The following is a 13,560-nucleotide window of genomic DNA, read 5'->3' on the forward strand; positions in this document are numbered from 1 at the left end:
AAGGCCCAGTGCTTCTCGAACTTGGCGCCCTGTTCTATCCATTTCTTCAATAGCTTCTTTTCATACGAATTCAGGGCCAATTGCGAATCCGGTGGGGGCATCAGTAGTTTTGGATCGTCCGAGATTACGTGCCGGTACAAAAGACTGTTGCCGGGCCGGGCCGCAACAACGGCATATTTCCCCGGATTCTCCGGCAGTTCCGAAAGTGCCGCCTGCTCCAGATCCAGGCGAAGGCCGGCCTTCCTCTTGTTGGCATCAGGTCCATGGCAGGTATAGCAATTGTCCGATAGTATCGGCTTTATATGGAAATTATAGTCAACGACCTCGGGCAGCTTCTGGTTCACGTACCCGTCGTCCGAGGATTTGAAAAACCCCGACTTAAGGGCAAACAACAAGGCTACCAGACCCAATAAAATCAATACTATACTAACTTTTTGTTTCATTCGGGAATTCTATTTCAATATGGGTAATTTTAAATAATTAATATCTTTACCCTAATATTCCAATATTACATCCCCATTATTATTTCGGGGCGATTTTCTTGAGCCCTAAAATTGGCTGCCTCATTCTCTGTAATGGTCGTACCCCAGACATACACCCTTTTCAATCCTTTCATTTTAACAAAACTCTCAAAGCTCGATGAAGTAATTTTAGTCTGGTATAAATTGAGTCCCGTTAAACTTTGGTTAGCCGTTATTTCACTAATTCCGTTATCCGTTACCGGATTTTTTTCAATCTCCAGTTTCTGAAGGTTTACAAACTGACTTATAGTTTTTAAGTGCTTATCCTGTAAATGATTATCCTTCACGGAAAGCCATATTATATTGTCCTTTATAGAAAGTAACTTCTTCAGTTTTATATCCAACTCACTCTCATTCCCTGCCAAAATGGATTTTGAGGGTAAAACAACGTCATACAATCCAGATTCGAATACCAATTCGCGTATTTTAAAACCTGCGTCCGTAATTTCCCCTAGAATTTCAGCTGTAGGTTGTGACACCTTGGGCAAGGGTATTCCACTTTTACCAGTGGCGTCTTCCAAGCCCAACATTGTGGATGCTATACTCGTTATCTCATCCGGAGTTTCCAACTCCCCTATTTTTACTTTAAAATTGGCATTGCCCTTTTCTATCCAAAACGATAAAATTGATTTTTCCTCATCTGTAAGGGGTGTCTTTCCTTCTGGGGGCATGTAATCCTCATGGTGCGGATTCAACATAACACGTTTTATCATTTCTGAGTCGGCCACATTCCCAGCAATAAAAACATCGCCATTTTTTCCCCCTTTTTTTATGGCAAGGGTATCCTGAAATGAGAGTCCACCCTTTTTCTTACTGGAATTATGACAACTATTGCACTTTGTTTCAAGGATAGGGTTTACCAGATAATCATAGACAGCGGCTTCCTCCAATTTTGCAATTGGGGGCAGCACCACTTTTTCCGTTCTTCCAAAAGGAGCATATTTCACCAAATAATCGCTTCCATGGGTCAAATTACCCCCATAATGACCGGTAACACCAACCAAAACGACCACCAAGGTTAGCGTGGCCATATTAGGTTTTAGACCGCTTAATTTTGGTATACTTAGTTTTCCCGAACGCAAAGACCATGCAAAAAATGTTACCAGGGTCGTCGCTATTCCAAACCAGAAATGGGTATCCAACATCCCCTTCTCATAGTCGCCGCTAAGGGAAAGCATATATCCCAGAACACTGGCCACCAAAGCACTTATTGCCCCACCAAACAAGGCCAAACTAATGGCCGTGGACAAGGCCGGGTTTATATGCCTGCGCCCATAGATTTCCAAAAGAAAGGCAAATATCAAAAACCCAATGGGCAAGTGCACCACAAGAGGGTGAAATCGACCTAAAAACAAAATAAAATCCGGCACAGTACTTTCCATGGTTAACTTTTAATTCTCTTGTATTCTAGTAATATCTTTTTATACCCTCTCCAATTTTATTGGCGCCGTATTATAGGCGTTCCACTGACATACATATAAATTTTTGTCCGGATCCACAAAAACATCGTGCCCATGGTTAAAAATCGGCACCTTGGAATTATGCATGGTTTGGAGTTCCCCATCAATATAATTGGGAGCCTCGCCCCCAGGATTGGAAACGACCTTGTTTTTACCGTCCAATATGGTTACAAAACCTGTATCCCTGACCCATTTTTTACCATCCCTAGTTTCCGACCAGCACACTCCGGAATAGATATTTTCCTCATCCAAAACAGCCCTGCAAACAAAGGCACCGGGCAAGTTCAATGTTTTGATATATTTTCCGTCCAGCGTGAAAAATTTAAAGGCGTTTTCTGTTCTTGAAGTTACTACTAATACCGGATTATTACTATCGCGATAATCAACAGCTACCCCGTGGGCATTTACTAAATTATAGTTTTTATCGTCATTATTTTTTCCTCCCCATTTTCGAATAAATTCGCCCTTGTCATTGAATTGAAGGATATAATCCGATCCGTAGCCATCGGCCACATATATATCCCCATTTGGTCCTATGGCCGTTTCCGTAGGCATATAGGCTTCCTCCTGTTTATATACCCCAATGGTATGCGGATGCGGCAAGGGAAAAATTAAGCGCCCATCAATAGTAGTTTTAAATACCTGACCGGCCTGTGCATGGTATTTTCCAGATTTATCCACAAAATATCCACAATCCACAATATAAAGCACATCCTCCCCTCCTTCGTTGTGCAGAGTTAAACCATGTCCTCCAGGGTAACCAGTACCCCAATAGTCCAGTAATTTACCTGATTTGTCAAATACCAAAATATTATTGTCCGTATGATCCCCGATCATTAATAACCTTCCTTTGCTATCCATTTGCATTTCATGACAATTAAGGATAGGATTATGTGCGGTGGAAATTTTTGCCCAGTCTTTGTGAACCTTATATTTAAAATCTCCATGACCAACAATATTGTCCTCTTGATTTTCTTTTTTCATAATATGAAAACCAAAGGACGGGGTCGCTGCCAGTGCCGTTCCCAACATCGCGGTACGGCCTATAAATTTTCTTCTCGAATTGTTCATTTAATTTTTAATTTAGGTCGATATGTTTTGAATTAGGTAAGAATATCTTTCACCACATCTCCATGTACATCAGTAAGTCTAAACCTACGTCCTTGATGTTTATAGGTCAATCTTTCGTGATCTATTCCAAAAAGGTGCAGTAAGGTGGCCTGAAAATCATGGGTATGTACAGGATCCTTAATAATATTATACCCAAAATCATCTGTTTCACCATAGGTAAATCCCGGTTTCACCCCTGCCCCCGCCATAAACATGGTAAAAGCTTTAGGGTGATGGTCCCTTCCGTAGTTGGTATCTGTCAACTGACCTTGGGAGTAGACCGTACGGCCAAACTCACCGCCCCATACCACCAAGGTATCTTCCAGCATGCCCCGCTGTTTTAAATCTTTGATCAAAGCTGCCGTTCCCTGATCGGTATTCTTGCTCTGGTGTTTTACACCCCCGGGACAATTGCCATGCTGATCCCATCCCTGATGATACAATTGCACAAATTTTACGTCCTTTTCCAATAATTTACGGGCCATTAGACAGTTTGCCGCGTAAGTTCCAGGATTTCGACTATCGGGTCCGTACATGTCAAAAATATGATCCGGTTCGTCCGATACATCCGTTACCTCGGGTACGGAAGTCTGCATTCTATATGCCATTTCATATTGCGCTATCCGCGCATTAATTTCCGGATCGCCGTAGGCATCATATGCTATCCCATTCAACTTGTTCAAATAATTCAACATTTCCCTACGGTCCTTTCCGTCGTAATTCTCCGGATCTCCCAAATATAGCACAGGGTCTTTTCCGGATCGGAACTGTACCCCCTGATGTTCTGTTGGTAAAAAGCCATTGCCCCACAAACGGGAATATAAAGGCTGCCCTGAACCATTTTTGGATACCAGGGAAATAAAAGTTGGCAAATTGTCATTGTCGGATCCTAAACCGTAGCTGATCCAGGAACCTATGGAAGGCCTTCCCGGTTGTTGACTGCCCGTTTGAAAAAAGGTTATGGCCGGATCGTGGTTAATGGCATCGGTATGCATGCCCTTAATAAAACAAAGGTCATCCACAACCTCGGACAGGTAAGGCATAGCATCACTTACCCAGGCCCTAGACTCGCCATACTGCTTAAAGTTCAGAGTGGATGCAGCAATGGGGAAAGCCGTTTGATCGGCGCTCATCCCGGTAAGGCGTTGCCCGGCCCTTATAGAATCCGGTAAATCTTGGCCAAACATATCCTTGAGCTTTGGCTTATAATCGAACAGATCCAACTGTGATGGCCCACCGCTTTGAAACAGGTAAACTATACGTTTGGCCTTGGGCAAATGATGGGGTAACCCCAGTTTGTTTTTAGCAAAGGCATTCAAAGATCCATTTGCATCAGCCATGGGGTTCACAGCACTCCATAGCTTTTCCGACTGCAATAGGGAACCAAGTGCTATAGCTCCTATCCCAAGTGAGGTCTTTTTAAAGAACTCTCTTCTGTCCAATTGTTTTTCGATGCTCTGAAGATCCCTATTGTTCGATCTTAATTTATCATGATGATCACACATATCCTCTTGTTTAACGCTACTTTTCTTTTAACTTATTACCTTTTAGTGATATAGGCATCCGCATTCATAATGGCATTGGCCACAACGGCATTAGCGGCCACCAATGCCCTATCATCCCCATTTTCCAATTTGAACTCACCAGTATTTAGCCAACCTTTAGTCCTTTCCAAGTTGGCAGTAAATTTTTTATATTCATTCTCCTGAAGTTCAAGCAACAATTGCAGCTCATTTTCCATGATTTTCCTCCCCGTAAGCTGCCTAAACACATTGGAAATACCCAATTTTAAATCTCCCGAATCGCTCATACGCTTACCTAAAACTCTCGCTGCCTCAATATAAGTGGGATCGTTGAGCAATACCAAAGCCTGTAGCGGAGTATTGGTTTCCTGTCGCTGAATAGTACAAACATCCCGTGCAGGGGCATCAAAAGTAGCCAAGGTAGGATGGGGTACGGATCGTTTCCAGATGGTGTACATACTTCTTCTGTACAACTTATCTCCGGTATCCTGCCTATAGGTTGCATTGTTCACCCTCCACAGCCCTTCAGGCTGATAAGGACTTACACTTTTCCCGCCAATGGATTTGTTTAGCAATCCAGAACTGGCCAAGGCATTATCACGCAACATCTCCCCAGACAATCTTTTGGAAGGGCCTCTTGCCAACAGTCGGTTTTCAATGTCCATTTCCATCAAATCCTCACTTACCATTGAAGATTGCTGATAGGTATGGGACATCACGATCAATTTTTGAAATGCCTTAACATCCCATCCCGAATCCCTAAATTCCAAGGCCAACCAGTCGAGCAATTTTGGGTGGGAGGGCATTTCCCCTTGATTCCCAAAATCCTCAGATGTCTTAACCAGACCATACCCAAAGTAGTGCTGCCAAAATCTGTTGACCGCCACTCTAGCAGTCAAAGGATGGTCCTTATGAAACAGCCATTTGGCAAACCCCAATCGGTTCTTTGGATATTCTTCTGGCATGGCCAATATAGCTTCAGGGGTATTGGGAAACACTTCTTCACCCCTTGCATTATATACTCCACGATCCAATATGTATGACGGTACCGGCTCCGGAGTCTCCTCCATGACCATAACCTCTTTTACCTTTTCCACACTATCCACATAAGCTTTGCGCAATTCTGCCAATTTGCCCTCTTGTAATTTGGCAGCTTGTGAAACCGTCTTCAAATAATGTTCCTGTAATAATTTTTTATCTCCGGCCCCAAGATTAACGACCTCTTTTTTTACCAGTTCATTTAGTTGAAGATCATTTGCGAGTTGCATGATCTCTAAAGCCGACAGATCCCTTTCATAAACCCGTATCTCATCTACAACAGCCCCCTTAATTCCTTTTCCCCTTAACCTAGCGCCCAATTGCAGTCCTGGTTCATTATTATTCCTAAAAAGAATGTCCTTGTATAGGTTATCAGTTTTCATAAAGGTCTCCATTTCCCTACCATTTACAAATAGCCTATACCCTTCAGCTTTACTGGAACCATCATAGGTTACGGCAAAATGTACCCATTGATCCCTTGGAAAGGCATTTTTGGCAATCTCAACAATAGCATTGTTGGGCGCCGTATGCGCCATCATCAGTTCCAATTTATTGTCAACGATCTTAAGATGATAGCCACGCCAATTGTACAAAATGGCCCCGTCTCCCTTATGGAAAATATTACCATTTTCGATATTGGAGGGAATGTTGGCCCATAAACCTATGCTAAAGGCATCGTTTCTTCCAAATACACCTGTTTTTCTTAAATCCAACCAAGTATCCCCATCGAACAAAACCCCTTTACCCTTTTTTCCTTCCGAAAGGTTTATTTTTTGCCCTTCAGTACCTTCCCGCTTCATGGTTCCCTTTTGATTTGGATCGATGGCATTTCCTAAACTTTGGTTATTTAGATCAAAATAAGCCGTTAAACCTTTGGAAGGAACTTTCATTCCAAGGGCCGTATATTGCTTTTCGGTTAGCCACTTATCAAAATTCGAGGCAATTTCCTTTTGCTCCACTTTCTTAATCTCCCCTTCAGTCTCTTGAATTAACTTCCCCATATAGGACAGCACTTTTTCTTCCTCTTCCGTAGTCAACATTAATGTGGGCACCGGGGTGGCATCATTCCACGAAATCTGTCCAGACTCGTTCACATTGTTGAAAAAACTGGTAAGCTCGTAAAAGTTCTTATGCGAAATGGGATCGTATTTATGATCATGACATCTGGCGCAGGCCACGGTTAACCCCATAAATGCCTGTCCGGAAGTACTTGCGCGGTCCACTGCGTATTCCACCAAAAACTCTTCACTTACAATACCACCCTCCATATTTTGTGGATGAACCCGGTTGAAGGCGGTGGCCAAAATGGATTCGCGACTGGGATTTTCAATAAGGTCTCCTGCCAATTGCCAAGTTATAAACTGTTCATAGGACATATTTTTGTTAAAGGCATCTATTACCCAATCCCTCCACGGCGACATATCCCGATACCGATCTACACTATAACCATGGGTATCTGCAAAACGGGCCAAGTCCATCCAGTCCAATGCCATTTGTTCTCCGTAGTGCGGGGAGGACAATAATTTGTCCACTTCCTTTTCGTAAGCTTCGGGCGAAGTATCCTTCATAAAAGAATCCATATCCTCCAAAGTTGGAGGCAGTCCCGTAAGATCCAGATAGAGTCTTCTCAATAACAATTCCTTGTCCGCTTTAGGGGAAAATTCCAGGGCCTCCTGCTCCAAGCGGGCCAGTACGAAATTATCGATAGGATTTTGTACCAAACCTTCCTTATCCTGGGCTTTTGGTTCATCGTATTCCTTTGGCTTAATAAATGCCCAATGATCCTTATATTCGGCTCCCTGTTCAATCCATTTTATCAAAACCGCCTTCTCATGGTCGGATAGGGATAGATGGGAATCCGGTTCCGGCATCACATAGTTGGGGTCTTCCGAGATAATTCTATGGAACACTTCACTTTTGTTTAGATTCCCTGGCTTTAACGCAAACTTTCCAGGAGATTCCACCAATTCCTTATAAGCCGCTTCCGGAGTATGCAATTGAAGGTCAGCCTTTATTTTAGCCTTATCGGGGCCATGGCAAATAAAACATTTATCCGAGAGAATAGGCTTTACGTGGATATTGAAATCCACCTGCCTTGGTAGTTTTTCATATTCCAACGATACCAATTCCGGTATATCCGGACCTCCACAGGAAAAAAATAAAAATAACCATATATAAACCAAAAGATTCCTAATAATTGTCATACCCAACCAATCAATTTGCTATTTTTTCAAAGATAAAATTTAAGGATTCATAATATACACTCAAATCAGTTTAAGTATTGCACATTTCCGACATTAACACTTGCCCAATTCCTAATTCCATCTATATTTTTTATTAAATTAGTATATAATTATCTATATATTGGATGGTGATCCACAAATTTCTTTTACTCCAAATCCGACAAAATCCCGCTTATGTCTAAAATACTTCAATCTTTAAAGTTATCCTTATTGAACACGGGTTACGCAAAATTGGATCCCCTATGGGACTATGATGACGTTATTAGCCCTTTTATTCGCCTCTATTACATCACCAAAGGGAGCGCAATGGTCTATCACAGCAATGAGGCCATTGAATTGAAGCCCGGACATATTTACCTCATCCCCAGTTACACCTTCGGCAGGTATAAATGCGATGAATATCACGAACAATATTACATTAGTTGTTTGGAGGAGATAAAAAATGGTTATTCCATATTTAATTTTAGCAGCTTTATTTATGAGTCAAAAGCAAACCCTATGGACTTGTATTATTTTAAGCGCATATTGGAATTAAATCCAAATAGGCAGCTGGAAAACAATAACCCAAAAGTTTATGACAACCGACCTACACTGATGGAATTTGAAAAGAGAAACGAAGAATTAAGTCTTTCGGCATACATGGAAACCCATGCCATTTTGGAAATAATCCTATCCAGGTTTATCGGGGCCGCCAACTCCCAATCCCCAAAAAGCAGTGTAAAAAAGGAATTTGGCATGGTCCTAAACTATATCCATGAAAATCTCCATGAGAATTTAACAGTGAAACAGTTGGCCGACTTTTGTCACTTAAACACCGACTATTTTTCCAGGGTCTTCAGTCAAAATTTTGGTATGCGGCCCAACAAATACATTCAATCCAAACGAATCGAAAGAGCGCAATTACTATTGCTTTCCACAAGCAATTCCCTAAAGCAAATTGCGGAAAAAGTGGGGCTTGAAAACCCGTCCTATTTCACTAGAATATTTAAAAACCATACAGGAAAAACCCCAGGAGTTTTTAGAGAAGAGCGTTTGCAAAAATAACGGTGTAAATAAATACGAAAACCCAAGAATCTAAATTGGCCCTAAAGACGACCGATAAAAAATTCTATTTAAAAGTGTTGGAACAGACCCATAAAAAATAGACCCTATCCCTTTGTATAGACCAAGTCGAAGTCGATAGTGACATTATCCCCAACTATTATTTGGCCAAACATTGCCGTTGGAGGCTCCATATCATAATCCTGCAACTTTATTTCCTTACTTCCCTTAAAAACGTAATTCCCACCAGCTTCCTGGTATTCTGATGTAATAGCTACAGCTTTTTCAACACCTGCTATATTTAGCATCCCGTTAATCTGAAAAGTATTTTCCGAACCGGCAGTTTTTTTTATTTCTTGTAATTTAAAGGATACCTCAGGATGATCTTCCATTTTTAAGGCCGCATGCATTTTTTTATCCATAGCTGCCCCACGTTCACTTTTAATCTGGGCCACCTCTACCTGAAATAACAAATTCTTTATAGTATTGGCATTCATGTTCATGGATCCCTTCATAGAATTGGCCGTTACGGTCCAGTCATGTATGGTAGAAGAACCATTAATTTTAAGGACGCTTTCTTTGGACAAGGTATATGATTCTTGGGCATATCCAATAAACACCAAAAAGAGTAATGATAATAAGGTAAGTATATTTTTCATCTGTAACGTTATTTTTTTATTATTAGGCATAAGCCCTAGGCCTACTCATCCAATACGGTTTGCCAAAACTGTTTTTGTTCCTCTTCGGAGGGCTGCTCTTTTGGACTCACCAATCTAAACCCTATAAAGTTGGAATCTGTGTTCCACCAAAAGCTTTTTGGAATCTGCGGATCCCTCTTCTGTAATTTCAAACTTGATGCAATCCTAGCAGACGACCTAAGTGTCTTTGCATCATCATCCCATGACCCTCCTTTGATTACCCTGGGATGTATTACGGTCGGCTTTACCCAAGGGTTCTTGGACTCTGCAATAGCCAAGGCATTTTCCTTGTACTCATCCAGGGTCCATTCGGAAACATTTCCGTGCATATCGTACAATCCCCAAGGATTTGGCAATTTGCTTCCCACCTTGGCATACTGATTATTGGAGTTTTTATAGTAAACTGCATAATCGTCAATTTTAGAAACATCGTCTCCAAATGAATAGGCCGTGTTGGTCCCGGCCTTGGCAGCATATTCCCATTCTGCCTCTGTTGGCAATCTATAAAACCTTCCGGTAACGGTACTTAACCACTTACAGAACACAAGGGCAGAATAGGTCGACATGCTTATTGCAGGGTATCCTACCTTTCCCATACCATAAGAAGGGTCCTCATAAGGAGGACTTGGCCTTGTAATGGCGTCTATTCCATTTAACTTATCTGCTTCCAAATTCTCGAACAAATTCTTGTTCTGCTTAAAGAACAACTCAAAAACTTCCCAACCAAGTTCATATTTTCCCATATAAAAAGCATCCAATTCAACATTCTTCATGGGACCTTCATCAGGCTTTCTGTTGGGCTGATCCTCTGGGCTACCCATTTTAAATTCTCCTTCAGGAATCAATACCATGTCAAAAGAAATATCGGTAGCTGGAATATTCTCCGTAAAAATTTCGGTAGCCTGCTCCTTTTTATCTGGAGCAGCAACAACGGCTTGCCCAGATTTACAAGACTCCAAAGAGATCGTCAAAGATGTAAATAAGAGAAAACTAAAAAGAGGTAGATTAAATAATCTAGAGGTAATTCTTAGCATTTGAAAAATTAGTTTAGGTTGATGGCCTAAAAATATTACTATTTTTTCAAAGAGCCATCCCTATGTCCTATTTAAACCTCTCAAACTCAAAATTTCTAAGGTTACAACTCCTAAAACACCCTTTAATTTTTGTATTATTGAACATCACAAACTACACTCCTATGAGAACAAAAATCTTATCGCTTATATTGATCGGCCTAATTTTTAGCAGTTTTTCCTATGGGCAATTGCAAAAATCAGCCTCCGTGGAGGGAATTACGGAATATAAAATGGACAACGGCCTTAAGGTTCTTCTGTTTCCAGATAATTCCTCACAGACCATAACCGTTAACATTACCTACTTAGTAGGATCCAGGCATGAAGGTTACGGGGAAAAAGGAATGGCCCACCTATTGGAACACATGGTTTTTAAAGGCACCCCCAATCATCCGGACATCCCAAAAGAACTAAGTTCACATGGAGCCCGACCCAATGGCACTACCTGGTTCGACAGGACCAATTATTTTGAAACTTTTAATGCCACCGATGAAAATCTGGATTGGGCCTTGGACCTAGAGGCAGATCGCATGATGAATTCGTATATCGCCAAAAAGGATTTGGAGTCCGAATTCAGTGTAGTTCGAAATGAATTTGAAAGTGGTGAAAACGATCCTTCAAGGGTTCTTATGCAGAACGTCATCAATGCTGGCTTTATGTGGCACAACTATGGTAATAGCACTATTGGAAATAGATCCGATATAGAACGTGTTCCCATTGAAAACCTACAGGCATTTTATAAAAAATTCTACCGCCCGGACAATGCGGTTTTAATGGTTACCGGCAAATTTGATGAAGCCAAAACACTGGACTTGATCCAAAAAAAGTTTGGTGAAATTGAAAAACCCGCCACCCCAATAAGGGATTCCTATACGGAAGAGCCGGCACAAGATGGCGAAAAAACGGTACAACTAAATCGTGTTGGCGATTTACAAATAGTTTCGGCTATGTACCATACCCCCGCAGGTTCCCATGAGGATTATGCCGCCATTTCGCTTATAGAAAACGTCCTATCGGATGAACCTTCCGGCAGGCTATACAAAGCTTTAATAGAAGCCAACAAAGCTTCATCGGTATGGTCTTTTTCCCCTTTCACCAAAGAGCCCGGGTTTTTGTACCTCAACGTAGATGTACCTTCGGATAAGAATGCGGACGAAGTGGAAAAAGTACTTAAAGAAACTTTGGATGCCGTAAAGACCTCACCCATCACCCAGGATGAATTGGATCGTGCCAAAGCCAACCTTTTAAAACGAACCGATCAAATCTTTAGAAATTCGTCCTATCTAGGAACCTATATGAGCGAATTCATTGGTGCAGGGGATTGGAGATTGGCGTTTATATTGCGCGATAGAATTGAGAACACCAGTCTGGAAGCGGTAAATGAAGTGGCCAAAAAATACTTGATCACCACCAACAGAACCATCGGTAGATTTAATCCCACCAAAAATCCGGAGAGAATAGCAATTGAGCATACGCAAAATCTTGATGCCCTTGTGTCAGACTATAAAGGCAAGGAAGATATGGGTACCGGTGAGGCATTTGATGTTTCCTATGATGCCATTCAATCCAGACTGGACGCAGGCAAACTTTCCAATGGAATTGAATATGGCCTTATTGAAAAGAGCAACCGAGGAAAAACAGTCAGGCTTAGTTTTAGTATTAGAAATGGTAACATGGAATCCCTTAACAACAAAGGAGTTGTACCATCTTTTACCGCAAGCATGCTAAACAAAGGTACAAAATCCAAAACCAGACAACAGATTGAGGACGAATTGAGCAAATTGAAATCTTCGGTATCCTTTAGAGCTAGTAATGGAAATGTTTATGCCAATATAGTCTCTACCGAAGAAAACCTAATGGCCACATTGGCCCTAATGTCGGAAATGCTAAAAACCCCTTCCTTTGAGGCCACAGAATTGGAAAAATTAAAAACTGAGTCTTTGGCATATTTGGAAAGCAACAAGACAGAACCCCAATTTTTGGCCTCCAAAAGATTATCCCAATTAAACAATACCCATCCTAAGGGACATCCTTTATACTCCATGTCAGTGGAAGAGGAAGAAGCAGCCATAAGGGCAACCAGCATAGAGGAGATCAAAAGCTTCCACAAGGCGTTTTATGGCCTAGGCAAGTCCATTCTGGTAGGGATAGGCGATATGCAGCCCAAGGAATTAAAGACCTACATGGAAAAAGAGTACGCCAACTTCAAGAGCAAAAATACCTACGAGAGGCTTAAAGATCCATTTACCCATTCCCCGGAAATACATGAGGACATTCTTACCCCGGACAAGAAAAATGCCATGACCCTCGGAAACCTAAATATTAAAATCAGTCAGGACGATGAAGATTATGCTGCACTTAATATGGCAGCTACTATATTGGGAGGTGGTTTTCTAAATTCAAGGATTGCGGACAGGTTGCGCCAAAAAGACGGTGTTAGTTATGGTGCAGGGGCTGGATTCCAAGCCGATTCCAATGCTGATGATCAAAATTCATCCATGTACCTATATGCCATATATGCCCCAGAGAACTATGACAAGGTGCAACTAGGATTTAAAGAGGAATTGGATCGTTTTATTAAAGATGGTATAACGGAGGAAGAATTGCAGAATGCTGTTAACGGTTGGGTACAGGAGCAAAATGTTTCCCGCGCCAAAGATGCCGAGCTCGCAGGCCTAATAAACAACAACATTTACTACGATCGTACCATGGACTTCCAGAAGAACTTGGAAGAAAAAGTGAAAAATTTGACCATAGGCGATATTAACAAGGCCATTCTAAAATACCTTAAACCTTATAAGAATTGGACGGTAATCAATGCCGGGGATTATAAGAAATAAGTACGAATTATAATAC

The 13,560-nt window shown here is 41.5% G+C and carries 9 protein-coding genes; 2 read left to right on the top strand and 7 right to left on the bottom strand.

Features of this window, described 5'->3' with window-relative positions; translation table 11 throughout:
- From MWU84_RS13380 to MWU84_RS13400, 5 genes are all read right to left on the bottom strand, one after another.
- A partial coding sequence (locus tag MWU84_RS13380; protein ID WP_348647872.1) for a c-type cytochrome domain-containing protein occupies nt 1–443 on the bottom strand: 443 nt, incomplete at its 3' end.
- Nucleotides 444–508: 65 nt separating this feature from the next.
- Nucleotides 509–1,903 (bottom strand): DUF2231 domain-containing protein, encoded by a 1,395-nt coding sequence (locus tag MWU84_RS13385; RefSeq protein ID WP_246902068.1) that lies wholly within the window; start codon nt 1,901–1,903, stop codon nt 509–511.
- A gap of 39 nt (nt 1,904–1,942) precedes the next feature.
- Nucleotides 1,943–3,052 carry a 6-bladed beta-propeller gene (locus MWU84_RS13390; RefSeq protein ID WP_246902070.1) on the bottom strand — a complete coding sequence of 370 codons (1,110 nt, stop codon included), beginning with the start codon at nt 3,050–3,052 and terminating at the stop codon, nt 1,943–1,945.
- 32 nt (nt 3,053–3,084) lie between these two features.
- Nucleotides 3,085–4,596 (bottom strand): DUF1501 domain-containing protein, encoded by a 1,512-nt coding sequence (locus MWU84_RS13395; RefSeq protein WP_246902072.1) that lies wholly within the window; start codon nt 4,594–4,596, stop codon nt 3,085–3,087.
- Nucleotides 4,597–4,631: 35 nt separating this feature from the next.
- Entirely contained in the window at nt 4,632–7,856 is a 3,225-nt protein-coding gene (locus MWU84_RS13400; protein WP_246902074.1) for a DUF1553 domain-containing protein, read from the bottom strand.
- 213 nt (nt 7,857–8,069) lie between these two features.
- On the opposite strand from MWU84_RS13400, the gene MWU84_RS13405 reads away from it, so the two are divergent.
- Nucleotides 8,070–8,939, top strand: coding sequence for an AraC family transcriptional regulator (locus MWU84_RS13405; protein WP_246902076.1), 870 nt, complete (start codon nt 8,070–8,072; stop codon nt 8,937–8,939).
- 104 nt (nt 8,940–9,043) lie between these two features.
- On the opposite strand, the gene MWU84_RS13410 is transcribed toward MWU84_RS13405, so the two are convergent.
- Both MWU84_RS13410 and MWU84_RS13415 read right to left on the bottom strand, forming a co-directional pair.
- Complete coding sequence (locus MWU84_RS13410; RefSeq protein ID WP_246902079.1) at nt 9,044–9,595, bottom strand: YceI family protein; 552 nt, start codon at nt 9,593–9,595, stop codon at nt 9,044–9,046.
- A gap of 41 nt (nt 9,596–9,636) precedes the next feature.
- Nucleotides 9,637–10,668, bottom strand: coding sequence for an SUMF1/EgtB/PvdO family nonheme iron enzyme (locus MWU84_RS13415; RefSeq protein WP_246902081.1), 1,032 nt, complete (start codon nt 10,666–10,668; stop codon nt 9,637–9,639).
- A gap of 161 nt (nt 10,669–10,829) precedes the next feature.
- Here MWU84_RS13415 and MWU84_RS13420 point away from each other — a divergent pair, with 161 nt between their 5' ends.
- Nucleotides 10,830–13,544 carry a pitrilysin family protein gene (locus MWU84_RS13420; protein WP_246902083.1) on the top strand — a complete coding sequence of 905 codons (2,715 nt, stop codon included), beginning with the start codon at nt 10,830–10,832 and terminating at the stop codon, nt 13,542–13,544.
- Nucleotides 13,545–13,560 lie beyond the last annotated feature (16 nt).

Source organism: Arenibacter sp. F20364 (assembly GCF_023015905.1).
GTDB lineage: Bacteria > Bacteroidota > Bacteroidia > Flavobacteriales > Flavobacteriaceae > Arenibacter.

What these genes read in the sequence shown, in the direction of transcription:
- MWU84_RS13385 (WP_246902068.1), bottom strand. Translation starts at nt 1,903, where the DNA reads ATGGAAAGTACTGTGCCGGATTTTATTTTGTTTTTAGGTCGATTTCAC.
- MWU84_RS13390 (WP_246902070.1), bottom strand. Translation starts at nt 3,052, where the DNA reads ATGAACAATTCGAGAAGAAAATTTATAGGCCGTACCGCGATGTTGGGA.
- MWU84_RS13395 (WP_246902072.1), bottom strand. Translation starts at nt 4,596, where the DNA reads ATGTGTGATCATCATGATAAATTAAGATCGAACAATAGGGATCTTCAG.
- MWU84_RS13400 (WP_246902074.1), bottom strand. Translation starts at nt 7,856, where the DNA reads ATGACAATTATTAGGAATCTTTTGGTTTATATATGGTTATTTTTATTT.
- MWU84_RS13405 (WP_246902076.1), top strand. Translation starts at nt 8,070, where the DNA reads ATGTCTAAAATACTTCAATCTTTAAAGTTATCCTTATTGAACACGGGT.
- MWU84_RS13410 (WP_246902079.1), bottom strand. Translation starts at nt 9,595, where the DNA reads ATGAAAAATATACTTACCTTATTATCATTACTCTTTTTGGTGTTTATT.
- MWU84_RS13415 (WP_246902081.1), bottom strand. Translation starts at nt 10,668, where the DNA reads ATGCTAAGAATTACCTCTAGATTATTTAATCTACCTCTTTTTAGTTTT.
- MWU84_RS13420 (WP_246902083.1), top strand. Translation starts at nt 10,830, where the DNA reads ATGAGAACAAAAATCTTATCGCTTATATTGATCGGCCTAATTTTTAGC.